Raw genomic sequence first — 24805 nt, forward strand, 5'->3', positions numbered from 1 at the left:
TTACGCACCAGGGATGTGGAAGACGAATATTTCTTGTCTGAGCGCAATTCTCTTTTTTACCTCCTGCGCGCAGGCCGCCATTGCGCCAGACCGCACGCGTCTGGTCTATAAAGGCGGCGAGAAATCGATCAGCGTGACGCTCAAAAATGACAGCCAAACCCTGCCCTATTTAGCGCAGACGTGGGTTGAAAACGAAAAAGGCGAGAAAATCACCTCGCCACTGGCTGTTCTGCCGCCCGTGCAACGTATAGAGGCGAAAACGGAAGGTCAGGTCAAAGTGCAGGGAATGCCTGACATTAGCACCTTAGCGCAGGATAAAGAGACGCTGTTTTACTTTAATGTGCGAGAAATTCCGCCGAAAAGCGATAAACCCAATTCGCTGCAAATTGCGCTGCAAACGCGTATCAAACTGTTCTATCGCCCCGCCGCGCTGGCCAAAAAGGTCGATCCTGAGCATCCCTGGCAACATCAGGTCACTCTGAGTCGCCAGGGAGATCATTACCTGGTCAAAAACCCAACCAGTTATTACGTCATTATCAGCTCCGCCAGCACACAGAAAGGCGGTCAGCCCATCACAGGCTTTGAACCGCTGGTGATGCCTCCTGCAACCAGCCAGGAGATGAAAGGCCGTGCGTCCGATCTGGGAAGCGCGCCGGTACTGACGTATGTCAACGACTACGGTGGACGACAGCCTCTCTATTTCCAGTGCAGCGGCGCAGAGTGCCATGTCGATGACGCCAGAAGCAGTAAAGGATAATTCGGAGGCTTAATGAGAAGGCGAAGCAGAGCCCCACTTTCACTGTCATTGAGCGCTCTGATGTTACTGAGTGCATCGGTATATGCAGGGAATAAAAGCGTAAAAATGACGTTACGTATCGCCGTCGACGCGCCGCCACCTTGCACCGTCACCGGCGGAACGGTGAACTTTAACGATGTGCTCACGACCAAAATCGACGGCACAAACTATACCCAAACGGTGGGTTACAGCCTGAATTGCGATAAGCGAATTGCGAATGCACTGAAAATGCAGTTGCAGGGTACGGTTGTCACCATCAACGGCGAGTCCGTACTGAAAACGAATGTGGATGGGCTGGGAATACGGGTCCGTACGGTGAATGAACATACCCTCCTCGAGCCAGGGAGCACATCCTGGTTCCATTTTAATTTTTCAGGCAGCGGCCCGGCGCTGGAAGCAACGCCAGTAAAAAATTCAGCGACAACGCTCAGTTCAGGCGACTTTACCGCAGGGGCGACACTGGTGGTGGATTATCAATGAAAACAATCGGATGCGCGATACTTTTAGCCGCATGCAGCCTGTGTCATGCCGATAATCTGACCTTTATTGGCCACCTGGTGACGCCGCCTGTTTGCACCATCAGCAACAACGCCAGAATAGACGTCAATTTCCGTGATGTGATCATCACGCGAATCGATGGCAACAATTACAGGCAGCCGCTGGAGTACAAAATTACCTGCGACTCAAGCGTCCGCGATAATTCGATGGCAATGACCCTGACGCTAACAGGAGATGTCGTGGACTTTGACGACGCCGCCATCAAAACCAATGCCGACGGATTAGGGATCAAAATCTGGGAAAACAGTAAGCCCTTTAAGCCAGGCAGCACCATTACTGTCGATGAGGCAAATTTGCCCGTTCTGGAAGCTGTCCCCGTAAAAAGCGTCAGCGCGAACCTCAGCGAACAGAATTTCGAGGCCTGGGCGACGCTACGCGTGGATTACCAATAACAGCAGGGAGCGAAATGATGAAACGAATAGTATCGGTGCTGTCGCTGTGTGGGATGTTAGCGGCGTCGGCTCATGCGGCGAACAACGTCCACTTCACGGGTAACCTGCTGGCGGGTTCCTGTTCGCCGGTCATTGTCGGAACTGCGATGGAAGAAATCATCTTTCCGCCCGCAGATGCAGCAGATTTACAGGCCAGCGGGCAGTCGGCGCGCGTGCCGGTGACGCTGAAACTGGCGAACTGTGAAAGTTCTCTGCAAAACGTCAAGGTGACATTTTCCGGCACTGAAGACCCGTTATTGGCGGCGGGTTTCCTCGCGCTCGCCTCGGGCTCACGCGCCAGCGGGGTTGGTATTGGAATTGAAACAAGTAACGGAACCGCCGTACCGGTTAATAGCACAGCGGGAGTGACATTCCCGCTTACCGCCCCGAATACCACGCTCAATTTCAATGCCTGGCTTCAGGTTGAACCCGGCGTCACGATTGTACCAGGCGAGTTCTCCGCCAGTATGACCGCCACTTTTGAGTATTTCTGATATGAAAAAAATATCTTCGTTTTTACTCTTTTTGTTATTAGCGATTGGATTCGCGAATAGCTGTTTTGCTAAACCTAACCTCAAAGTCCAATTCAACACCCAAAGGTTATATTACGTCGTAGATGACATCGGCCGTACCCTCCTGAAGCTTCATGTAAATATCCTGACGCCAAATGGCCTGTTTACAGGTACGTTAACCAGTTACCTGGCTCGAGGTGTCCCCTATCACATGGACACCTGGAGCCTCGCCAATGGCCCTGGGCCTCTTCCACCGAATCCTACGATTACCGTGACTGATTATGATAATACCAACGTCGATAATGCTCTTTGTGGCCCGTTGCCGGATGGTTGGAACTGTGCCTGGTTTGAAATTAAAGTGGATACGCAGACAGACTCCTACGGCTGCCCGTGGGTAGCCGATATCTGGGCGACATCAACGGGTGCGCATGGTATCTATGACGGCCCTGTCGCCCATGGTTCCATCTGCCCCACCGTTCCTGTGGCATCATTTGATATTTCCTGGAGTAAAGATCGCGTCCAGAATGACATGTTACTCAACATCACCTCAACGGGGGGCGTCGTTCATGCCAACCTGCCGACCTATCTGATGGAAAGCGGCAAATTGTGTGATGGCAGTCTGAATGATACGCGTGGCAGCTACTGTCGTTATGTCAGTGAGATGACCAAATTAACGAGCCAGGGATGCACAAATGTCGAGGGTGGCAACAGTAACGTCACGGCGGTCGTCGCTGACAGTTCGCCTTACGACCAAACGCTGAGTAACATTGCGGTTGAAGTCAATACGGCGGGCACGGGGCAATTTACGACCGAGTGTTATTTCCAGTATCTGATGGAAGAGTTGTAGGCCGGAAATGTCGGTGAATGTCGGGGTGTGATCGCGCTCCGCCCAAACCTGAGAAAGTAATAAGCCCGGTTCAGCCGGGCTAAAAGTATAGCGCTAAAGAATGTGGCGATTCACCTTCACCACCACCTTCTTAATCTCAGCAACAGACTCAACAACACACCCAGGCTTATGCGGTTCTCCCGGCATAAACACGGCGAACATCCCCGGTTTCATGATAATGGTTTGTTCATTCTCAATGGCGTTACAAAGCTGATAATCCTCTTCCACATGCAGCTCTTCGCACGCACGGGCGGAATCCGCGACACCGAAGTTAATCCGTTCTTCGCCACTCAGTAAAAGCTGAATATCAACATATTGCGTATGTAGTTCCGCTTTTTTACTCTCTGCGGGCTGAGTAGAAAATGTCATCACATTCATAAAGATATCATCGCCGCGCAGTTCATAACGACCTGGCGATTTCTCTTGTGGGCAGGCGCTTAACGCCAGCGTTAACGCATCCATCAATACCGGATGCAAACCGGCAGATGGTAATGACTGTACTTCACCCATCATCATAATTTTTCTCCCTGGGCCAACAACGCAGCCCCAAGTAAGCCTGCATCGTGGCGGTAGTGCGCCGCCAGTAACTCAACATGAAATGCCGCTGGCTCCTGCGCCAGATACGTTTCCACCAGCGCCAGATACCCTTCTGCCAACCCGACGCTGCCACCGACCACCACGCACTGGCAATCGGTCGTAGCTTTAACATCGGCAATCAGTCTTGCCAGCGCATGTGCGGAGCGGTGAATCAGTTGCTGTGCATGTTCGTCGCCCTGACCGGCGCGCGTAAAAATGGTTTTCGCATTCGCCCCCGCCAGCTCACCCTGCGCCGCAGCCGCAATGCCACGACCGGAAGCAATCGCTTCCACACAGCCGACACGTCCACAACCGCAGACTGGACCATGAGGATCAGCCAGCGTATGTCCAATATGCCCCGCCAGGCCGCCTGGGCCAGTAAGCAGTTTGCCGTCGCTGACTACCCCACCGCCAACACCAGTGGAAACAGTGATAAACACCATGTCGGTAATATCCCTCTCCAGCGCCTGATACTCTGCCCACGCTGCGGCCTGTGCGTCGTTAATGGCAATCGTCGGCAAGTCGGTAAGCTGTTCCAGCGTTTTGACTAGCGGAAAGTGCAGCAATCCGCCGAGATTATGTGGATTTAGCGCCAGCAGGCTGCCGTTGCGGATTATCCCGGTTGAAGCGATGGCCACCTGCTGCGCATGAGCTTGCAACGGTGCGACTAATGTGGCTAAGGCTTCACGCAATGCTTCCGGTGTCTGGCTGGCAGGCGTGGGGAGTTCACGGCGATCGCGGATCTGCCTGTCAGCACCAATCAGCGCGGCAGCAAGTTTAGTACCGCCGATATCAATCGCCAGTATGGTCATAGCACCGCCTTTTTCATCGCTGTGTTGTACCACTGGCAAATGTGCTCAAGACGCGTAATGGCTGAACCGACTGTCACCGCCCATGCGCCATGACGCATGGCATCTGCCGCCTGCGCTGGCGTGTTGTATCGCCCTTCGGCAATCACCCGACATCCGGCATCGCTCAACGTTTTCACCAGCGCCAGATCAGGCTCTTCCGGGGTTTCAGGCGTGGTATAGCCAGAAAGCGTCGTGCCAATAATCTCAGCACCCAGTTTTTGGCAAGCCAGGCCGTCTTCCGGCGTTGAGCAGTCGGTCATCGCCAGCAATCCGTGATGGTGAATACGTGCCAACAGTGTTTCAACAGGCACCGGACGCGGGCGATCGGTGCCATCAATCGCGATAATGTCCGCGCCCGCCTGTGCCAGCGCATCAACATCTTCAATGTAGGCGGTAATACGTACCGGCGAATCCTCCAGATCGCGTTTCACAATCCCGATAATCGGCACGCTCACTACCGCACGAGTGGCTTTCAGGTTTGCCACTCCTTCTATACGAATAGCAACCGCACCGGCCTGCTCTGCCGCTAATGCCATAGCTGCGACGATTTCGGGTTTATCGAGCGGGCTGTCAGGAACCGGCTGGCAGGAGACAATCAGGCCACCATTAGCGGCGATTTTTTGATCCAGTTGTGCAAGTAACGACATACTTCTTCCCTTCGCGAAAGGCCCGGTTCAGAACCGGGCTACAGGATTAACTTTTGGTTTTGACTAAATCATCTTTGGTGTTGCCAAACGGCACCGCACCGCTGAATGGTTTGCCGTCGATGGAGTCATGAGTACGCAATGCTTCCGGGCGCAACCAGCGCTGAACCCGGGAGGGCATATCCAGACCAATCAGCAGGATCACCACAAACGTCAGGCTGAACGAGAGCGATCCCAGAGCCGTCCCCAGGTCCAGGCGTTGAGCAATCAGCGCACCAATGATCGGTGCCAGTGCACCACCCAATGCACCAACGTTGTAGGTAAAGCCCAGTCCCGCCGCTCGCTGGTCGGTATCAAAATAACCGCCGATCAGTTTCGGCAAGATCCCGGAGATCCCCTGACCAAGCATTTGCTGGAAGAACAGTAACAGACCGAGTACCCAGACGTTTGCACCGCCAATCGCAAATACCGGAATAATCAGCAATTGCGAGGCCAGCAGGCTACAAACGTAGGCTTTGCGCGTTCCCAGCCAGTCACCGAGGAAGCCACCAACGCAGCAGCCAACTGCCGCACCAAAGCCACTAAAGAACAGGACATTGGCGACCGTATGTGGGTCATACGCCAAATCGGTTTTCAGATACGTCGGCAGCAGCGCCTGAATCGGCCATGAGTAAAGGAAAGCAAACAACACAACCACCATCAGCGTCACGCCCGTTGGCCAGCGCTTGCCCGTACTCTGAACCATAAAGCTAATAAAGATCGCAGCACATAACAGCCCGAGAACAGCGACGATTGCGGCATTTTGCAGGTTACCGGCAAAGCAGAACCACAGCGCAGTAGCCGCTGCCAGCGTCATCACAATATTGGCGATGCGATGTTCACCGCGATAAAGAATATCCACCATCGTGCGTACCGGCGCTTTACCTGCGTGCTTCTCTTTCCAGTCTTCCGCTTCCGGGATGTTTTTACGCAGCCAGAGAGCGAAGATGATGGGTAAAATGCCGATAAAGAACAGCGCACGCCAGCCCCAGACCGGAACCACCAGACTGTAAACCTGAGCGGCAACTACAGCCCCCACGGAGAAGCCTGAAATCAGAAAACCACTGGCTTTGTTGCGCAAGTGTTTTGGCCAGCTTTCAATCACATAAGTAGCGCTGGAGCCGTATTCACCCGCCATCCCCATACCGATCACCAGACGCGCGATAAACATAGTGATGTAGCCAGGCGCAAAGCCGCAAGCCAGTGTACCGGCAGAAAAGAGAACAATACTGGTGACCATTGCCAGTCGACGTCCGTAGCGGTCGCCCATAGCGCCAAGCATCAGGCCGCCGAACCAGCGAGAGATGAAGGCTGCGGAGATCAGGCTTGCTGCCTGTACCGTCGTCAGCCCAAACTCACCCTGTACTTCAGTAAGTACCAGGGCAATTAAAACGAAATCAAAACCATCAAGCAGGTATCCCAACCAGGCAGCGGAAAATGCCCGCCATTGTGCGCGGTTGAGATGGCGATACCACGGGATATTCTGGATCGTTGTACTCATTGTGAGTCTCCCGCGGTGGGCGATGCCCACACGCTTTGGTATGAAAGTTGTAGGGTACAGATGCGGTTATTTCCCCTCACCCGGTAGGGGCGGGTGAGGGAAAAGAACTCACCCGCGCTCTTGCATCAACTGCTGGGCCAGCGCCTTCAGTTCTGGCAGATATTTTTCATCCACCGGACCAAACGGTTTGCGACACAGCGGCACAGACACCACATCCATATAGTGCAGAACGGTTTTCAGACCGCGGAATACGCCCGTTTTAATCAGTAAATCAATGACTTTATTACATTCGGTTTGCAGTTTCTGCGCGGTCTGGATATCCCCTTCTTTCAGCGCCTTCACGATACCCTGATAACGCCATCCCATAATGTTGTAAGTACTGCCAATACCACCGTCTGCGCCCGCCAGCAGGCCGGAGGCGAAGATTTCGTCGTAACCGTTATAGAGCACCAGATCCGGATGTTCGCGACGGATCTGTTCCATCTGATAGAGATCGCCAGAGGTCTGTTTCAACGCCCCTACGCCTGGCAGCGTAACCAGGGTGTTGATCTGATCCAGACTCAGTTTTACACCGCTCAGTGCCGGAATGTTGTACACCACCATCGGCAAACCATCCGCCGAATCAATGATTGCCCGGTAGTGATCGCAGTGTTCTTCAAAGCTGAAAGGATAGTAGAACGGCGTGACCGCAGAGACAGCATCAAAGCCATAACGTTTAGCAGATGCCGCAAGTTGCTGGCTTTCCGCAGTGCTGACGCAACCTACGTGAGCGATGAGTTTAATCTTGCCTTTTGCTTCTTCAGCGACAATCTCCAGTACCTGTTCACGCTCGGAAAGGCTCTGCACAAAGGCTTCACCGGTTGAACCACCTACGTACAGGCCGTCGATGCCCTGCTGAATATTGAACTGAACCAGGCGGCGCAGACTCGCTTTATCCAGTGCTTGTTGTTGGTCAAAAGGAGTCAGGAGTGCGGCCATTACGCCACGTAAATTCGTTGCCATAAATACCTCTGAAGTGATGCTTGCCTGTTAAAAACGATATACCTTTATACCTGTTATACCAGATCAAATAAGCAACACATCATACAGAACGCTTATAATGCGATCTGCTTCACTAAAGTGGCATTATTTCTTTTTGTTTGCGGTCTGCCCGAAGGCGTGCCAGGTGGCAGAGACGCTGTTGAGATGCGATTGCAATGCGCGATCGGCTTCGTCGGGATCGTGACGCCGGATCGCGTCAACGATCGCAATATGCTGCTGATAACTAACGTTGTTATGTTCGTGTAGCGCCTGGTCAGCTACTGTCGGACGAGCTGCGATCAGCCAGTCAAGCAGAGCAACGTGGATCGCCATAAAGATCGGGTTGCCAGGGATCTCCGCCAGTACGCGGTGGAAATCAACGTCTGAACGAATGAACGCAGCGTTGTTATCCAGAGATTGACTGTTGATTTCCAGTGCTTTTGCCAACAAATCGATTTGTTCATCGGTGGCATGTTCAGCCGCATAACGCACCAGGCTGGACTCAAAGAATAGACGTAGTTGTTCGAAATGGGCTATCCCACCAGGATGGGAAAGGAAATCTTTCGCCATACCGGATAGCTCACCAATGATGGTATCCGCGGAAGGACGCGAGACGCGAGCGCGTTCGCCGTTATTAATTTGTACCAAACCTTTGCGCTTTAACGCCGCCAGCGCTTCACGCACCGAAGGACGCCCAACGTTAAAGAACGCCATAAGTTCGCGTTCAGACGGCAGTTGCTCACCTTCGCCAAATTCGCGACGGCGGATCATCTGCTCCAGCTCTTCTTCCACCATTTCGGAGAGTTTTTTACGCGCCAGCGGACGACGACGCAAGTTACGACCGATAGTAGCCGGAGAATCTTCTGCTTGCGGATCAAATGCGTTCATAGGGCTCTTCTGGGAAAATATGTTGACGGATAATAGCGAAGTTATCGTAACACAGTATTAAAATCAGGCGAAAAGAAGGTAGATAGCAAAACAGGCCACATGGGCCTGTTTATCATTTATTTCACAACCCGCAATGCCGGGCGACCACCGCGGGGGGGCTGCGGAGGTTCATCGTCAGGATGATGGTCATCATCGTGATCTGGCTTATCGCCGTCAATGACCGACATAACGGTTTCATTATCTGCCGATGCTTCATCATCATTCATAATGCTGGCATCTTCGTCGTAGGCAGCTTCAGGCTCGAACATCGTTCCTGCGCCATTTTCGCGGGCGTAGATAGCCAGCACGGCAGCCAGCGGTACTGAAACCTGGCGCGGAATGCCACCAAAGCGCGCGTTAAAGCGCACTTCATCATTCGCCAGTTCCAGATTACCAACTGCACGCGGCGCAATATTGAGTACGATTTGCCCGTCACGCGCATATTCCATAGGAACCTGCACGCCAGGGAGCGTCACATCCACCACCAGGTGCGGCGTGAGCTGGTTATCCAGCAACCACTCATAGAATGCACGCAGCAGATAGGGACGACGTGGTGTTAGCTGTGACAAATCCATACAGATTAACTCCGGCCCAGACGCATTTCACGTTCTGCTTCAGTTAAAGAAGCAAGGAAAGAGTCACGCTCAAAGACACGAGTCATATAGCCTTTCAGCTCTTTCGCACCCGGGCCGCTGAACTCGATGCCCAGTTGCGGCAGACGCCACAGCAGCGGAGCAAGGTAGCAATCGACCAGGCTGAACTCATCGCTCAGGAAGTACGGTTTCTGACCGAAGACCGGCGCGATGGCCAGCAGTTCTTCGCGCAGTTGCTTACGTGCGGCATCCGCTTCAGAGGCTGAACCGTTGATGATGGTGTTCATCAGCGTGTACCAGTCTTTTTCGATGCGGTGCATGTACAGACGGCTTTCACCGCGAGCTACCGGGTAAACAGGCATCAGTGGCGGATGCGGGAAACGCTCATCCAGGTATTCCATAATGATGCGAGATTCCCACAGGGTCAGCTCACGATCCACCAGGGTCGGAACGCTCTGATTCGGGTTGAGGTCAATCAGATCCTGAGGCGGATTGTCCTTTTCCACGTGTTCGATCTCGAAACTTACACCTTTCTCAGCCAGCACAATGCGGACCTGATGGCTATAGATGTCAGTAGGACCGGAAAACAGCGTCATTACCGAACGTTTGTTGGCAGCGACAGCCATGAAAACCTCCAGGTATAGTCAGAATTTTTACTGCTACCAGCCACCAGGTGGCCGGTCAGAAGTTATGTTACCCAATGAGGAATTGCCTTCACTGTTCGAAAATCAAACAAAAAATGAGCAATACTCGACATTTGGGCAGAAAATTGGATGATAGTTTACCAGATTTTGCGACCTTTGTGGTAAGTCGATGCCGGAAATGGGGAAAAAGAGATGTTCCTTAGCCTGAAATGGTTGACTTAATCCCTTATCAGCGATGTTGTTTTTGCCTTTACCACCTGTTGGGTGGCAGTAAAAAGCACGTTTTCTGTTTTTACACAGATTCAGACTTAAGCTATAAAAAAACCCGCCGGAGCGGGTTTTTTCGCAAATTGTATTCTGCCGAAGCAGAAAGCAATTAACGTTTGGAGAACTGCGGACGACGACGTGCTTTACGCAGACCGACTTTCTTACGTTCAACCTGACGAGCGTCACGAGTAACGAAGCCAGCTTTACGCAGTTCAGAACGCAGGGACTCGTCGTACTCCATCAGAGCGCGGGTGATACCGTGACGGATCGCACCAGCCTGACCAGAGATACCACCACCTTTAACGGTGATGTACAGATCCAGTTTCTCAACCATGTCGACCAGTTCCAGCGGCTGACGAACTACCATGCGGGCAGTTTCACGACCGAAGTACTGTTCCAGAGAACGTTGGTTGATAACGATTTTGCCGTTGCCCGGTTTGATGAAAACGCGAGCTGCGGAACTTTTGCGGCGACCAGTGCCGTAGTATTGATTTTCAGCCATTGCCTATAATCCCGATTAGATGTCAAGAACTTGCGGTTGCTGTGCCGCGTGGTTGTGCTCGTTACCCGCGTAAACTTTCAGTTTACGGAACATAGCACGACCCAGCGGGCCTTTTGGCAACATGCCTTTAACCGCGATTTCAATCACACGCTCAGGACGGCGAGCAATCATCTCTTCAAAGGTCGCTTGTTTGATACCACCGATGTGACCGGTGTGGTGATAGTACACTTTGTCAGTACGCTTGTTGCCGGTTACAGCAACTTTGTCAGCGTTCAGAACGATGATGTAATCACCAGTATCTACGTGCGGAGTGTATTCCGCTTTATGCTTACCGCGCAGGCGCAGAGCCAGTTCGGAAGCCAGACGGCCCAGAGTTTTACCGGTCGCGTCAACAACATACCAGTCGCGTTTTACGGTTTCTGGTTTAGCTGTAAAAGTTTTCATTAAAAGCTTACCCAATAAATAGTTACACGTTGGTGAACACCCAAACGTCTTCAATTGTTGAGGTTCACACGACAAAGTCCGGCAAACCTACCCCTTCGAATAGCCTATGCCAGCACACAAAAAGTTTTGGGAAAAAAACTTTCTTGTAACGTGGGGTCGCAGGATTATAGAGAAGTCGGGGTCAAAGATCGACCCCTTTTTGTGATTTGTGGCAGGTTTTATCAGCAATGACGCGGTTGTTTGTACGCTGTCAGGATAAGACGTATGGCATAAATTACGCCAAATGCTCACGCGTCAAATACTCTTCGCTTTGCATTTCCTGCAAACGTGACAGACAGCGCTGAAACTCAAACTTTAGTCGCTCGCCCTGATAAATTTCGTACAAAGGGACTTCCGCGCTCACCACCAGCTTGACGTGGCGCTCGTAAAACTCATCCACCAGCGCAATAAAACGCCGCGCTTCGCTCTCCATCAACCGCGTCATGACAGGCACATCAAACAACATCACCGTGTGAAACAGACGTGAGAGCGCAATATAGTCATGCTGGCTACGGGCATCGACGCACAGCGTGATAAATGACACTGCCAGTGTCTGGTTTTCTACGCCCATTGTCGCCAGCGGTCGATGATTGATTTCCAGTGTGGGGGATTGTTCTCGTTTTGCACCTGCCAGTGCCAGCCACAGCTTATCCATCTGTTCACGCGTTTCATCATTGAGCGGCGACAGCCACAGATGCGCCTGAGTGAGCGTGCGCAGCCGATAATCAACGCCAGCATCGACGTTCATCACATCACAATGCTGTTTAATGGCGTCGATAGCCGGAAGAAAACGCGCACGTTGTAAACCATTTCGATAAAGTTCATCCGGCGGAATATTTGACGTCGCCACCAGCGTTATACCGCGAGCAAACAACGCTTTCATCAGGCCGCCCAGCAGCATAGCATCGGTAATATCCGAGACAAAAAATTCGTCAAAACAGAGCACATCGGTTTCAGCTTTGAAACGATCAGCAATAATTTCAAGCGGATCGCTCTGCCCCTGCAATGTGGTTAATTCTTCATGCACACGCAGCATAAAACGGTGAAAGTGCAGGCGCTGTTTTCGCTCTCCCGGCAAACTTTGATAGAACAGATCCATCAACCAGGTTTTTCCACGCCCTACACCGCCCCACATATATAAGCCACGCACCGGCGCGTTGCTTGTATCTTCACGTTTACCCCACAGCTTACCGACCCGCGCCATTATCCCGCTCACCCTGGCGGCTGGTGGCGTGCTACTGATGAGTTCCTGATAAATAATTTCCAGGCGACTGACAGCCTCTTTTTGTACGTCGTCGGGTTGATGGCTGCCTTCATTGAGCGCCTTCAGGTATTGCGATGTCGGGGTAACGCTTTGCATGATGTTATTGTTATTCCTTGAATAATCGGTGTACCGTTGTTCACGGTTGACGAAAAAAAGGCCGTTCTACACTACGCGATATGCAGTCGGGATTCCACTTCTGTGGAATTAACGGTTATAGTGGCATAATCAGCCGCAGGCATGGAGCCTGAAGCCAACACCCTACGGAAACAAAAGACAACGGGAGATGTTCATGACCTGGGAATATGCGCTAATTGGGTTAGTCGTCGGCATCATTATTGGTGCTGTGGCCATGCGTTTTGGTAATCGCAAGTTACGCCAGCAACAGGCGTTACAGTACGAACTGGAAAAAAATAAAGCTGAACTGGACGAGTATCGCGAAGAGCTGGTTAACCACTTTGCCCGCAGTGCGGAATTGCTGGATACCATGGCGCACGACTATCGCCAGCTATATCAACACATGGCGAAAAGCTCCAGCAGCCTGCTACCGGAACTGTCCGCAGAAGCCAACCCGTTCCGCAATCGTCTGGCCGAGTCTGAAGCCAGCAACGATCAGGCTCCAGTGCAGATGCCGCGTGACTATTCTGAAGGCGCATCCGGTCTGCTGCGTACTGGCGCGAAGCGCGACTAATTTATTTTTCGGGCGCAGCCATTGCGCCCTCCTCTTCTCCCGCCTCCGACTATCATTTAATTTGATGTCTCATTGTTAGCCATCTGAAAATTCAATAACATCAAACTGTTTTGAATCTCTTTTTCTTATCATTCAGGTACGAGAGCAGGAATAAATGAAAAAACAAACCCAGCTGTTGAGTGCATTAGCGTTAAGTGTCGGGTTAACTCTCTCGGCGCCGTTTCAGGCCATCGCATCGATTCCCGCTCAGGTTGCCGGTCAAGCGCCACTGCCCAGTCTGGCCCCGATACTGGAAAAAGTGCTTCCCGCGGTAGTAAGCGTTCGAGTCGAAGGAACCGCCAGCCAGGAGCAGAAAATTCCGGAAGAATTCAAAAAGTTTTTTGGTGATGATTTACCGGATCAACCAGCGCAACCCTTCGAAGGTTTAGGCTCCGGCGTCATTATCAATGCCAGTAAAGGTTATGTGCTGACCAACAACCATGTCATTAATCAGGCGCAGAAAATCAGTATTCAGCTCAATGACGGGCGTGAGTTTGATGCGAAGCTGATTGGCGGCGATGACCAGAGCGACATTGCCCTGCTGCAAATCCAGAATCCTGGCAAGTTAACGCAGATCGCCATTGCCGACTCCGATAAACTGCGCGTCGGTGATTTTGCCGTCGCGGTCGGTAACCCGTTTGGACTCGGGCAAACCGCTACCTCCGGGATTGTTTCCGCATTAGGTCGCAGCGGGTTGAATCTTGAAGGTCTGGAAAACTTTATCCAGACCGATGCCTCCATTAACCGTGGTAACTCCGGCGGTGCGCTGTTAAACCTTAACGGTGAATTAATTGGTATCAACACAGCAATCCTTGCTCCTGGCGGTGGTAGCGTCGGGATTGGTTTTGCCATTCCGAGTAATATGGCCCGCACCCTGGCACAGCAACTTATCGACTTCGGTGAAATCAAACGCGGCCTGTTAGGTATCAAAGGTACAGAGATGAGTGCCGATATCGCTAAAGCCTTCAACCTTGACGTACAACGCGGAGCATTTGTCAGCGAAGTGCTACCAGGTTCTGGCTCAGCAAAAGCGGGCGTGAAAGCGGGTGATATTATTACCAGCCTCAATGGCAAACCACTTAATAGCTTTGCCGAGTTGCGTTCGCGCATCGCGACCACCGAGCCGGGCACGAAAGTGAAGCTCGGTCTGCTGCGTAACGGCAAGCCGCTGGAAGTGGAAGTGACCCTCGATACCAGCACCTCATCATCCGCCAGTGCTGAGATGATCACACCAGCGCTGGAAGGCGCAACGTTGAGCGATGGTCAGCTAAAAGATGGCAGCAAAGGCATTAAGATCGATGAAGTGGTTAAAGGTAGCCCTGCCGCCCAGGCTGGTTTGCAAAAAGACGATGTGATCATTGGCGTAAACCGCGATCGGGTGAACTCAATTGCTGAAATGCGCAAAGTGCTGGCAACCAAACCGGCCATCATCGCCCTGCAGATTGTACGCGGCAATGAAAGCATCTACTTACTAATGCGTTAATGTCGCAAACCGGGCATCAGGCTGACGTGTGATGTCCGGTTAACTCGTGGTATGCTGCTGCCGTTCCCTTTATTAACGACGCCTCCATCATGTTTGTGAAGCTCTTACGTTCCGTTGCGATTGGATTAATTGTCGGCGCTATTCTGCTGGTTGCCATGCCTTCGCTGCGCAGCATTAACCCGCTTTCCACGCCGCAATTCGACAGTACCGATGAGACGCCTGCCAGCTATAATCTGGCGGTTCGCCGCGCTGCGCCAGCAGTAGTCAACGTCTATAACCGTGGTTTAAATACGACCTCACACAATCAGCTTGAGATCCGCACGCTGGGATCTGGTGTGATCATGGATCAACGCGGTTATATCATCACCAACAAACACGTGATCAACGACGCCGATCAGATCATCGTCGCCTTACAGGATGGTCGTGTTTTTGAAGCGTTACTGGTGGGATCTGACTCTCTGACCGATCTGGCAGTGCTTAAAATTAATGCCACTGGCGGTTTACCCACTATCCCAATTAATGCTCGTCGCGTACCGCACATTGGCGATGTGGTGCTGGCGATCGGTAACCCGTACAACCTCGGACAAACCATTACTCAGGGGATTATCAGCGCCACGGGTCGAATCGGCCTGAACCCAACCGGACGGCAAAACTTCCTGCAAACCGATGCCTCCATTAACCACGGTAACTCCGGCGGCGCGCTGGTTAACTCGCTGGGCGAATTGATGGGCATCAACACGCTGTCGTTTGATAAGAGTAACGATGGCGAAACGCCGGAAGGTATCGGCTTTGCAATTCCCTTCCAGTTAGCGACCAAAATTATGGATAAGTTGATCCGCGATGGTCGCGTGATCCGTGGCTACATTGGTATCGGTGGACGCGAGATTGCTCCTCTGCACGCCCAGGGTGGCGGCATCGATCAACTGCAAGGGATCGTGGTTAATGAAGTGTCACCTGATGGCCCGGCAGCTAACGCGGGTATCCAGGTCAACGATCTGATTATCTCTGTGGATAACAAACCGGCCATCTCTGCTCTGGAGACGATGGATCAGGTAGCAGAAATTCGCCCTGGTTCGGTGATCCCGGTTGTAGTGATGCGTGACGATAAGCAGTTAACGTTGCAGGTTACGATTCAGGAATATCCGGCGACCAATTAAGGCCGGAGTTAAGCACAAAAAACCGGAGACGTTGCTCCGGTTTTTTATTATCTACTAATCAATTATTTATTAACGAACTCTTCGCCCAGAGCGATATCTTTCTTCAGCGTATCGAGCATACCTTCCAGCGCGTTCTGTTCAAATGCACTCAGAGTGCCGATAGATTTACGCTCTTCCACGCCGTTTTTACCCAGCAGCAGCGGTTGAGAGAAGAAACGTGCGTACTGACCGTCACCTTCAACATAGGCACACTCTACTACGCCTTTTTCGCCCTGCAGCGCACGAACCAGAGACAGACCAAAACGTGCAGCCGCCTGGCCCATAGACAGAGTTGCAGACCCGCCACCGGCTTTCGCTTCAACCACTTCAGTACCCGCGTTCTGGATACGTTTGGTCAGATCAGCCACTTCTTGCTCGGTAAAGCTGACGCCAGGAACCTGCGACAGCAACGGCAGAATGGTAACGCCAGAGTGACCGCCAATAACCGGCACTTCTACATCACCCGGTTGTTTGCCTTTCAGTTCCGCAACAAAGGTGTTGGAACGAATGATATCCAGCGTAGTGACGCCAAACAGCTTGTTTTTGTCATAAACACCGGCTTTTTTCAGCACTTCTGCAGCGATAGCCACAGTGGTATTAACCGGGTTAGTGATAATACCAATGCACGCTTTCGGGCAGGTTTTCGCGACTTGCTGTACCAGGTTTTTCACGATCCCAGCGTTAACGTTAAACAGGTCGGAACGATCCATACCCGGTTTACGCGCTACGCCAGCGGAAATAAGAACAACATCCGCACCTTCCAGCGCCGGAGTCGCATCTTCACCAGAAAAACCTTTGATTTTCACAGCAGTAGGGATATGGCTCAGATCGACGGCCACACCGGGAGTGACTGGAGCGATATCATACAGGGAGAGTTCTGAACCTGAAGGCAGTTGGGTTTTTAACAGTAATGCAAGCGCCTGGCCGATACCACCAGCAGCGCCGAGGACTGCGACTTTCATCCTAAACTCCTTATTATATTGATAAACTAAGATATGTTGCTCCGCTGCCGCGACCTTAATCCACAAATTCACAGTTTACAATGACCACTTCTCAAGAATGTGTAGTCACGCAAATTTGGCGTTTATGCATTTAATTGACGTAATCAGGGAGCTAACTTACGTAATTAACAGCCGCTTATGCATCAGAGCTACATTCCAACAGGTGGTGACAATATACCCTACCGTTCAGCCAAAACAATATCAATTTGATAACAATTAATTTACTTTTAAGCGAAATTTACGCGCCGTGACACAGGCATGTTTCTCAATAACGAAATTTGATAAAATCCCGCTCTTTCATAACATTATTTCAGCCTTCTCCAGGGCAGACTGTTTGCATAAAAATTCATCTGTATGCACAATAATGTTGTATCAACCACCATATCGGGTGACTTATGCGAAGCTCGGCTAAGCAAGAAGAATTAGTTAAAGCGTTTAAAGCGTTACTTAAAGAAGAGAAATTTAGCTCCCAGGGCGAAATCGTCGCCGCATTGCAGGAGCAAGGCTTTGACAATATTAATCAGTCTAAAGTCTCGCGGATGTTGACCAAGTTTGGTGCTGTACGTACCCGCAATGCCAAAATGGAAATGGTTTACTGCCTACCTGCTGAACTGGGCGTACCAACCACGTCCAGCCCGCTGAAAAATCTGGTGCTGGATATCGACTACAACGACGCTGTTGTGGTGATTCATACCAGCCCCGGCGCGGCACAGTTAATTGCGCGTCTGCTGGACTCTTTGGGCAAAGCAGAAGGTATTCTTGGCACCATTGCTGGTGATGACACCATCTTTACCACCCCTGCCAAAGGTTTCACCGTCAAAGACCTGTATGAAGCGATCTTAGAGCTGTTCGATCAGGAGCTTTAATCTCTTGCCCCGTCGCTTCTGGCGGCGGGGAAAATGTTGCAGTCCCCTGTCCCCCTTGTTTTCCCTGCCATTTATTTAACGAATAGTGCGTTTCTTGAGACAAAAAATTCACACATCGAATACATAAAGTAAAAAACGCACATTATGCAAAAAACATATCTTATTGAAATTAATGCCATTTACTATAAATCACCCTATTTTTAATTCCAATTTGTTATAAAGGTTAAAATTTTTAACAATTTACATTCAATAGAAACAGTTAGCGTGGTATTAATTAGCTCAATAATTAGTGTATACTTGATTTTGTGATATGGGTCACGAAACAAAGACCCAACTAAAAGATTATGTCGAGGTAAAAATCATGAAAATCAAAACCACTGTTGCTGCATTAAGCGTACTTTCTGTTCTCTCTTTCGGTGCATTCGCTGCCGATTCCATTGATGCTGCACAAGCACAAAATCGTGAAGCTATCGGTACTGTATCCGTAAGTGGCGTTGCCTCTTCACCGATGGATATGCGTGAAATGCTGAACAAAAAAGCGGAAGAGAAGGGCGCAACGGCCTACCAGATTACTGAAGCTCGTAGCGGTGATACCTGGCACGCCACGGCTGAACTGTACAAATAAACCCTCATCGTCTTGTCCGACGAGATTGCCTCCGGTTCGGAGGCTTTTTTTTGCGCTAATGGCGAACATTAAAACGCAAATGTCCTTCCAGCTCTTCTTCTGCCTCATCAAACAACAGTATTAACGCGCCAAAACGGCGACGCGTTTTCTCTCCCAGATGAACAAACTCAATCTCCAGCGGTAGTGGCAGGACATCGTTCATTAACACATCCCACAGAGAGTCGAGATCGCGTACCTTATCTTTCGCCAGACCAAAGGTTTGGCGAAAGTCGCGATAAAAGTCCTCCTGACTCTCAATCTCATCAAAATCAAAGCTATAGATATTCATCTGTTGCCACCATCACGTTTCGCGGCGAGTTCTGCCGATCATCGCTAAGTATAGCCATGAAAAAACCGACGCTTTTGGCGTCGGCTCAGATGATTGACAAAGTGCGCGTTGTTGATGTCGGATGCGGCGTGAACGCTTTATCCGGCCTACCAGGGTGTGCAAATTCAATATAATGCAATTTTGTAGGCCTGATAAGCGTAGCGCATCAGGCAATTTGGAGTATATCAGCAATATCAACTGACACCTTTTGCCGTCGGTTTTGACTTAACTATCGGTCAGCGCATGTTGATACTTATGGAGCATACTGGTAAGCCGATACACCGGTTCTGTAACCTGCGGCGGTGCTTGCCAGATGCGTAACTTTTCCTGGTAAATCTCCAGTTCTTCCAGCAACTGCCCGAAGTAACGACGGCGTTTGTCATCGCTACGGGCAGAAATAACGTGGTCCGCGGTACGTCGCATTTGTCGGTGGAATGCCGATAAATCATCGTTAACCGGGATCGGCGCATCGCGCAGGCGCTGGTGTGCGATAATCATCGTCAACGCCAGGCGAAATTTCGGTAAATCGCCGGGAAATTTATTCATCAGCAAAAACAACTGCTGATAAAGCGCCGGCAGATGGTTCTCTTTACGACGCGCAACATTGGTGGTCATTGCGGAAACAGCAGCAGAAACAAACTGATTAAGCAGTACGCGTCCGGTTCGATCACGCGATTTATCCCGCACTAAAAGAATGACAATAAACGCCAGCACACAGCCGACAATTTGCCCCAACGCGCTGTCGAGAAACTGGCTGAACTGAAAGGTCATCGGGTTATCCAGCACAATAATGTTAATGGTACTGGCTAACGCTCCCATCGATCCCAGCCGCCGTTTCTGCACTTCGATACCGAGGAAGAATCCCAGCACCGCCAGACTAAGGCAAAGCAGCAACATACTCTGTTGGGTATTGGGGATAATCACCAAAAAGTAGAGCAGCCCTAACGGCAGCGCCGCCAGCGTCCCGTAGATAAAGTCGATCGCTACCATGCGTGGATTAGGCAAACGCATTGCCAGCGAGGTCACTACTGCGATCATTACCATTGCACCACTGCCAGAGGTCCATCCGGTCCACAGCCAGAACAGCGTCCCCAGAATGCAGGAAAGTGTTGTGCGCCAGAAATTGACCATCGCATGATGACGCTCGGCTGACTCTACTTTTACTTCCGGCTCGCCTTGCAGGATCTCTTCTTCGGTCGCGTTGATTTTGGTGTTGCTGATGACGCCTCGCTTGAGCAACTGATAGCGCGTTGCCGCCGCGACCCAGCTATAAATGGTGATGGGCGTTTCGCGCTCCCCGGTCCAGGCAATAACTCTCCGCAGGCGCTTTAGCTGCTTATGGACGTCCTGCGCAGTTTCTACCGGCGTGTCAAAAAATTCGCGGAAAGTATCTGTGATCAATTCCGGGCGCGAATTCTGAATCAGCCAGGTTTCGCAAGACTGAGTGATCAGCGTCAGCGACAGCGTATTGATCGCTTTTAAACGTCGATTGGCGCGTGCCCAGCGGGAAGATTCCATATTCAGGTTGCTGCGCATTCCTTGCAGCGCCGTGGTGCGTCGAACCAGGTCACCCCAGGCTTTATCGACGACTTCACCATCGCCATGTTTGATACACAGTTGCATTAACTGATATTGCGCCACCAGCAAACTTTCCAGTTCACGATCCACCTCTTGCTTAATCGATCGCGGAGAAAAGAGCAGATCCGCCACAATAGCGCACACAATACCCATGACGATTTCGCTGCAACGTTCAACAGCAAACTGCGGCGTAAGTAGCGGTTCCGGCTGAATGGTGATCACAATGATCAGCGCGGTGTAACCCGCCAGCCCCCACGCATAGGAGTTTTCTACTCGTACCAGCGAAGAAATCCAGGTACAAAAACCGGCCCAGATACAGCACACCAGAATCATCAACAATGGCGCGCGGATCATCGCAATAATGATCACCAACCCGGCAATACAGCCTATAAATGTGCCGATGATGCGCAAAAAGCCGCGATAGCGAATAGCGCCCGAGTACGGTTCTCCACCGGCTGCAAAGGCCGGACCTGCGGCAACAATCGCCGCTGTCAGTACCGCCCAGCGTGGCGTTTCAAGCTGAAAATGAAAACCAACAAACAGCGCCAGCACAATGGCGGTCGCCAGTTTTACCGCGAAGCGAATATGTTGGTTAGCAATGGAGAAAATACCCATCGTGATTAACCAAACTCGCGCAGGCGATGAGCCATTTTTCGGAAGAACGAATCCTGACTTTCGTCGCGATCTTGTTTACCCGTAACCACCACAGTGGCGGTAGTCCCGGCAGGCCAGATGTTATCTTGCTGGTTGTCGAGACGAATACGTACCGGAACACGCTGCGCCAGACGCACCCACTCCAGGTTAGAGTCGATAGTCGCCATACCTTTGTCATCACGCGTGCTGCTGGCGTTAGTGACTCCGGCAGCAACGCTATCGACCGTACCTTTCAGCACTTTATTGCTACCAAGCGGCGTGATCTCTGCGCGATATCCTGGATGTACACCTTCCAGTTTGGTTTCTTCCATATAGGCCAACACATAGAAGGAGTTCTGTTTCACCAGTGCAACGGCCGTTGATCCCCGCGTAATAAATTCACCGGTATAGACGTTGAGGTTGGTCACCCAGCCATCTGCTGGCGCGCGGATCACTGTGCGTTCAAGATCCAGTTTTGCCAGATCGCGGGTCGCCTGCGCTTTCGCTAACTGATGCAGGACCGTTTGCAGCACGTTGTTGGCCTGGTCGATCTCTTCGCGAGACATCGCCTGTATGCCGAGACGGTTACGACGTCCGGCCTCCTGGCGCTTTTCCTGTGCCAGCACCTGATAATAAGCAACGTCGGCTTGTGCTTCCTCGAGCGCCTTTTGATAGCGCGGCTGGTCGATGGTGAACAGTACCTGCCCTTTTTTCACCAACTGGTTATCATGAACATTCACTTGGGTAATGAGACCGGAGACATCCGGCGCAATTGCCACCACGTCGGCGCTAAAGCGCGCGTCACGCGTCCACGGAGATTCGGTGTAATAGACCCAGGCATTAAAAATCGCGATGAAGGCCAGAATGACTAATACGACCGTAATGGCCGTACGGGAGAATTTTCTTATTAGTGTTTTCACTTCAACCTCAAACGAACAGTCGCGATATCAAATAAAACAAACAGCAATAGAGCGCGGTGTTGAACAACGCCGGATGCCAGACAAAGTCGTAGATACCTGTTGGCACAAGTACCCGGCGCACTAGCCAAAAAATCGCCAGTGATAAAAGCAATTCGAAAAATATCGGTGGGAAGGACAGCCCAAACACCACGATAACGGGAAACAGACTCATGTTGACCTTGGTTGTATAGAGAGAGCAGGCGTCATTATTTTCAGCATCTGTCGCCGCAGAGAAGGGCATGGAAAGCCGGGCGAGAGCAACATTGCTGTAGATTAATATTTAATATATTAGCGTAACTGTTATGCTGTTATCTATATTATGTGATCTAAATCACTTTTAAGTCAGAGTGAATAATGGAACGACTAAAACGCATGTCGGTTTTTGCCAAAGTAGTTGAATTTGGCTCTTTTACCGCCGCCGCCAGGCAGTTACAGATGAGCGTATCATCCATCAGTCAGACGGTATCTAAACTGGAAGATGAGTTGCAGGTTAAGCTACTAAACCGCAGCACGCGTAGCATTGGCCTGACCGAAGCGGGTAAAATTTACTATCAAGGCTGTCGCCGGATGCTCCATGAAGTGCAGGATGTTCATGAGCAACTGTATGCTTTCAATAACACGCCCATCGGCACGCTACGTATTGGCTGTTCTTCAACTATGGCACAAAATGTTCTCGCGGGGCTGACGGCAAAAATGCTGAAAGAGTACCCGGGCTTAAGCGTAAATCTGGTCACGGGCATTCCTGCACCTGATCTGATTGCCGATGGCCTTGACGTGGTGATCCGCGTTGGCGCATTACAAGATTCCAGCCTGTTTTCCCGCCGCCTGGGCGCGATGCCAATGGTGGTGTGCGCCGCCAAAAGCTATCTCACACAGTATGGCGTACCGGAAAAACCAGCCGATTTAAGTAGTCATTCATGGCTTGAATACAGTGTGCGCCCGGACAATGAATTTGAACTGATCGCTCCGGAAGGGATCTCAACGCGCCTCATCCCACAAGGGCGATTTGTCACTAACGATCCGATGACGCTGGTTCGCTGGCTAACTGCTGGGGCGGGGATCGCCTACGTGCCGCTGATGTGGGTGATCAATGAGATCAATCGCGGGGACCTGGAGATCCTGCTGCCGCGTTACCAGTCAGATCCTCGCCCGGTTTATGCGCTATATACCGAAAAAGATAAGTTGCCGTTAAAGGTGCAGGTAGTGATCAACTCATTAACGGATTATTTTGTCGAGGTAGGAAAACTTTTTCAGGAGATGCACGGGCGTGGGAAAGAGAAGTAATTCCTTAGCGCAGGTCGAATAAGGCATTCACGCCGCATCCGGCAACCGATGCCTGATGCGACGCTTACCGTCCTGGACAGATTACGCTGTACCACCAACAGTCAGGTTATCGACTTTCAGCGTCGGCTGACCTACGCCAACCGGCAGGCTCTGCCCTTCTTTACCGCAGACACCCACGCCGTTATCCAGTTTCAGGTCGTTGCCCACCATCGAAATCTGCTGCATGGTTTCGATACCGGAACCAATCAACGTTGCGCCTTTCACCGGCTTCGTCACTTTACCGTTTTCAATCAGATACGCTTCTGAGGTGGAGAAGACAAATTTACCAGAGGTGATATCTACCTGACCGCCGCCAAAGTTCGGCGCATAGATACCGTACTCAACGGATTCAATGATTTCCTGCGGTGTCGATTTACCCGGCAGCATGTAGGTGTTGGTCATACGCGGCATTGGCAGGTGAGCGTAAGATTCACGGCGACCATTGCCGGTCGGCGTCATACCCATTAAACGCGCATTGAGTTTATCCTGCATGTAACCTTTCAGGATCCCGTTCTCAATCAACACGTTGTATTGACCTGGTGTGCCTTCGTCATCAATCGCCACCGAACCACGGCGATCAACCATCGTACCGTCATCAACCACGGTACACAGTTCAGAAGCCACCAGCTCACCGAGCTGGCCACTAAAGACCGATGTACCACGGCGGTTGAAGTCGCCTTCCAGACCGTGACCGACCGCTTCATGCAACAACACGCCCGGCCAGCCAGCGCCGAGAACAACCGGCATAGTCCCCGCAGGCGCGGCAACGGCGGAAAGATTGACCAGTGCCATACGCACTGCTTCTTTCGCCCATGCATCAGCGCGAACTTCACCATCGAGGTCAGCAAGGAAGAACTCATAACCGAAACGACCGCCGCCGCCGCTGGCACCACGTTCGCGTTTACCATCTTCTTCGACCAGAACGCTCACGGAAAGACGCACCAGAGGGCGGACATCCGCCGCCAGGGTTCCGTCAGTCGCCGCGACCAAAATTAATTCATAGACGCCGCTCAGGCTGGCAGTCACTTCCTGTACGCGCTTGTCCGCTTCGCGGGCAACTTTATCGACGCGGCGCAGGATATCCAGCTTCTCTTCGCGGCTCATGCTTTGCAGCGGATCAAGCGAGGTATACAGCGGGCTATGCTCTACCGCGCCCAGTGTTTGTACTTTGCCATCGCCACTATCACGGACGATGGTGCGCGCCGCTTGCGCGCTCTGCTCCAGCGCCAGCAGGCTGATTTGGTCTGCGTAAGCAAACCCGGTTTTTTCACCGCTGATTGCACGCACGCCAACACCCTGATCGATGTTGTAAGAACCATCTTTGATAATGCGGTCTTCTAAAACCCAGGACTCGTGATAGCTCGACTGAAAATAGAGATCGCCATAATCAAGGCGACGTTCGGCCAGTTGACCGAGGATCGCGAACAAGTCCTGATGTTTCAGGCCGTTCGCCGCTAGCAATTGTTCACTTACCAGGTTCAGACTCATCGTTTTTGCTACTCGTTAGTTACTGCGGTAGAGGATTTTTTACGGCTGCCGGGTGCGGCGTAAAC

General features: G+C 51.5%; 28 protein-coding genes. 11 read left to right on the plus strand and 17 right to left on the minus strand.

Annotated features, from left to right (window positions below):
- The first annotated feature begins 13 nt into the window (after positions 1 to 13).
- The 5 genes from A1SC_RS08700 to A1SC_RS08680 are packed head-to-tail and all read left to right on the plus strand — an operon-like array spanning position 14 to position 3144.
- Positions 14 to 757, plus strand: a complete 744-nt coding sequence (locus tag A1SC_RS08700) for a fimbria/pilus periplasmic chaperone (protein ID WP_032141515.1) — start codon at positions 14 to 16, stop codon at positions 755 to 757.
- A gap of 12 nt (positions 758 to 769) precedes the next feature.
- Positions 770 to 1276 (plus strand): fimbrial protein, encoded by a 507-nt coding sequence (locus A1SC_RS08695; protein WP_016262595.1) that lies wholly within the window; start codon positions 770 to 772, stop codon positions 1274 to 1276.
- Positions 1273 to 1746 (plus strand): fimbrial protein, encoded by a 474-nt coding sequence (locus tag A1SC_RS08690; protein ID WP_016262596.1) that lies wholly within the window; start codon positions 1273 to 1275, stop codon positions 1744 to 1746. Before A1SC_RS08695 ends, A1SC_RS08690 begins: the two co-directional genes overlap by 4 nt.
- A 17-nt stretch (positions 1747 to 1763) precedes the next feature.
- Positions 1764 to 2279 carry a fimbrial protein gene (locus A1SC_RS08685; protein ID WP_016262597.1) on the plus strand — a complete coding sequence of 172 codons (516 nt, stop codon included), beginning with the start codon at positions 1764 to 1766 and terminating at the stop codon, positions 2277 to 2279.
- 1 nt (position 2280) lies between these two features.
- Entirely contained in the window at positions 2281 to 3144 is an 864-nt protein-coding gene (locus A1SC_RS08680; protein ID WP_016262598.1) for a StfH/YfcO family fimbrial adhesin, read from the plus strand.
- A gap of 93 nt (positions 3145 to 3237) precedes the next feature.
- On the opposite strand, the gene nanQ is transcribed toward A1SC_RS08680, so the two are convergent.
- The 11 genes from nanQ to zapE all read right to left on the minus strand — a co-directional run bounded on the left by nanQ (position 3238) and on the right by zapE (position 12590).
- Positions 3238 to 3699 (minus strand): N-acetylneuraminate anomerase, encoded by a 462-nt coding sequence (gene nanQ, locus A1SC_RS08675; RefSeq protein WP_016262599.1) that lies wholly within the window; start codon positions 3697 to 3699, stop codon positions 3238 to 3240.
- Positions 3696 to 4571 (minus strand): N-acetylmannosamine kinase, encoded by an 876-nt coding sequence (nanK, locus tag A1SC_RS08670; RefSeq protein WP_016262600.1) that lies wholly within the window; start codon positions 4569 to 4571, stop codon positions 3696 to 3698. Before nanK ends, nanQ begins: the two co-directional genes overlap by 4 nt.
- Positions 4568 to 5257 carry an N-acetylmannosamine-6-phosphate 2-epimerase gene (locus tag A1SC_RS08665; protein WP_000054233.1) on the minus strand — a complete coding sequence of 230 codons (690 nt, stop codon included), beginning with the start codon at positions 5255 to 5257 and terminating at the stop codon, positions 4568 to 4570. The genes nanK and A1SC_RS08665 overlap by 4 nt, the downstream gene beginning before the upstream one ends.
- A gap of 46 nt (positions 5258 to 5303) precedes the next feature.
- On the minus strand, positions 5304 to 6794 hold the full coding sequence (gene nanT / locus A1SC_RS08660; protein ID WP_000108263.1) for a sialic acid transporter NanT: 1491 nt from the start codon (positions 6792 to 6794) through the stop codon (positions 5304 to 5306).
- A gap of 108 nt (positions 6795 to 6902) precedes the next feature.
- Positions 6903 to 7796, minus strand: a complete 894-nt coding sequence (nanA, locus tag A1SC_RS08655) for an N-acetylneuraminate lyase (RefSeq protein ID WP_000224706.1) — start codon at positions 7794 to 7796, stop codon at positions 6903 to 6905.
- Positions 7797 to 7919: 123 nt separating this feature from the next.
- Entirely contained in the window at positions 7920 to 8702 is a 783-nt protein-coding gene (nanR, locus tag A1SC_RS08650; RefSeq protein WP_000990909.1) for a transcriptional regulator NanR, read from the minus strand.
- Positions 8703 to 8818: 116 nt separating this feature from the next.
- The gene (gene sspB, locus A1SC_RS08645; protein ID WP_000366123.1) at positions 8819 to 9316 is read right to left on the minus strand and encodes a ClpXP protease specificity-enhancing factor; all 498 of its coding nucleotides are present in this window, start codon (positions 9314 to 9316) and stop codon (positions 8819 to 8821) included.
- A gap of 5 nt (positions 9317 to 9321) precedes the next feature.
- Positions 9322 to 9960, minus strand: a complete 639-nt coding sequence (gene sspA / locus A1SC_RS08640; protein ID WP_000257293.1) for a stringent starvation protein SspA — start codon at positions 9958 to 9960, stop codon at positions 9322 to 9324.
- Between the two features lie 394 nt (positions 9961 to 10354).
- On the minus strand, positions 10355 to 10747 hold the full coding sequence (rpsI, locus tag A1SC_RS08635; RefSeq protein WP_000829818.1) for a 30S ribosomal protein S9: 393 nt from the start codon (positions 10745 to 10747) through the stop codon (positions 10355 to 10357).
- 15 nt (positions 10748 to 10762) lie between these two features.
- The gene (gene rplM / locus A1SC_RS08630) at positions 10763 to 11191 is read right to left on the minus strand and encodes a 50S ribosomal protein L13 (protein ID WP_001517180.1); all 429 of its coding nucleotides are present in this window, start codon (positions 11189 to 11191) and stop codon (positions 10763 to 10765) included.
- Between the two features lie 274 nt (positions 11192 to 11465).
- The gene (gene zapE, locus A1SC_RS08625) at positions 11466 to 12590 is read right to left on the minus strand and encodes a cell division protein ZapE (protein ID WP_001192361.1); all 1125 of its coding nucleotides are present in this window, start codon (positions 12588 to 12590) and stop codon (positions 11466 to 11468) included.
- 193 nt (positions 12591 to 12783) lie between these two features.
- On the opposite strand from zapE, the gene zapG reads away from it, so the two are divergent.
- The 3 genes from zapG (at position 12784) to degS (ending at position 15861) form a co-directional block, all read left to right on the plus strand.
- Complete coding sequence (zapG, locus tag A1SC_RS08620) at positions 12784 to 13182, plus strand: Z-ring associated protein ZapG (RefSeq protein WP_010345273.1); 399 nt, start codon at positions 12784 to 12786, stop codon at positions 13180 to 13182.
- A 154-nt stretch (positions 13183 to 13336) separates the two neighbouring features.
- Entirely contained in the window at positions 13337 to 14704 is a 1368-nt protein-coding gene (degQ, locus tag A1SC_RS08615) for a serine endoprotease DegQ (RefSeq protein ID WP_016262601.1), read from the plus strand.
- Positions 14705 to 14793: 89 nt separating this feature from the next.
- The gene (gene degS / locus A1SC_RS08610) at positions 14794 to 15861 is read left to right on the plus strand and encodes an outer membrane-stress sensor serine endopeptidase DegS (RefSeq protein WP_000497718.1); all 1068 of its coding nucleotides are present in this window, start codon (positions 14794 to 14796) and stop codon (positions 15859 to 15861) included.
- A 62-nt stretch (positions 15862 to 15923) separates the two neighbouring features.
- Here degS and mdh read toward each other — a convergent pair whose 3' ends face one another.
- Entirely contained in the window at positions 15924 to 16862 is a 939-nt protein-coding gene (gene mdh, locus A1SC_RS08605) for a malate dehydrogenase (protein ID WP_001517183.1), read from the minus strand.
- A gap of 434 nt (positions 16863 to 17296) precedes the next feature.
- Here mdh and argR point away from each other — a divergent pair, with 434 nt between their 5' ends.
- Both argR and yhcN read left to right on the plus strand, forming a co-directional pair.
- Positions 17297 to 17767, plus strand: a complete 471-nt coding sequence (argR, locus tag A1SC_RS08600) for a transcriptional regulator ArgR (RefSeq protein WP_001257843.1) — start codon at positions 17297 to 17299, stop codon at positions 17765 to 17767.
- Between the two features lie 361 nt (positions 17768 to 18128).
- A complete protein-coding gene (gene yhcN / locus A1SC_RS08595) occupies positions 18129 to 18392 on the plus strand; it encodes a peroxide/acid stress response protein YhcN (protein ID WP_000695690.1) in 264 nt (87 codons plus the stop codon).
- Between the two features lie 55 nt (positions 18393 to 18447).
- On the opposite strand, the gene A1SC_RS08590 is transcribed toward yhcN, so the two are convergent.
- From A1SC_RS08590 to aaeX, 4 genes are all read right to left on the minus strand, one after another.
- Positions 18448 to 18720: a barstar family protein gene (locus tag A1SC_RS08590; protein ID WP_001028998.1), complete on the minus strand. Its 273-nt coding sequence runs from the start codon at positions 18718 to 18720 to the stop codon at positions 18448 to 18450.
- Between the two features lie 264 nt (positions 18721 to 18984).
- Positions 18985 to 20952 (minus strand): p-hydroxybenzoic acid efflux pump subunit AaeB, encoded by a 1968-nt coding sequence (aaeB, locus tag A1SC_RS08585; RefSeq protein WP_000510989.1) that lies wholly within the window; start codon positions 20950 to 20952, stop codon positions 18985 to 18987.
- A 5-nt stretch (positions 20953 to 20957) separates the two neighbouring features.
- Positions 20958 to 21890 (minus strand): p-hydroxybenzoic acid efflux pump subunit AaeA, encoded by a 933-nt coding sequence (gene aaeA / locus A1SC_RS08580; protein ID WP_000854025.1) that lies wholly within the window; start codon positions 21888 to 21890, stop codon positions 20958 to 20960.
- A 7-nt stretch (positions 21891 to 21897) separates the two neighbouring features.
- The gene (aaeX, locus tag A1SC_RS08575) at positions 21898 to 22101 is read right to left on the minus strand and encodes a p-hydroxybenzoic acid efflux pump operon protein AaeX (RefSeq protein WP_000051841.1); all 204 of its coding nucleotides are present in this window, start codon (positions 22099 to 22101) and stop codon (positions 21898 to 21900) included.
- Between the two features lie 182 nt (positions 22102 to 22283).
- Here aaeX and aaeR point away from each other — a divergent pair, with 182 nt between their 5' ends.
- A complete protein-coding gene (gene aaeR / locus A1SC_RS08570; RefSeq protein WP_000440306.1) occupies positions 22284 to 23213 on the plus strand; it encodes an HTH-type transcriptional activator AaeR in 930 nt (309 codons plus the stop codon).
- Between the two features lie 81 nt (positions 23214 to 23294).
- Here aaeR and tldD read toward each other — a convergent pair whose 3' ends face one another.
- The gene (tldD, locus tag A1SC_RS08565) at positions 23295 to 24740 is read right to left on the minus strand and encodes a metalloprotease TldD (RefSeq protein WP_001517185.1); all 1446 of its coding nucleotides are present in this window, start codon (positions 24738 to 24740) and stop codon (positions 23295 to 23297) included.
- Positions 24741 to 24805 lie beyond the last annotated feature (65 nt).

It is taken from the genome of Escherichia sp. KTE52 (assembly GCF_000408325.1).
GTDB lineage: Bacteria > Pseudomonadota > Gammaproteobacteria > Enterobacterales > Enterobacteriaceae > Escherichia > Escherichia marmotae.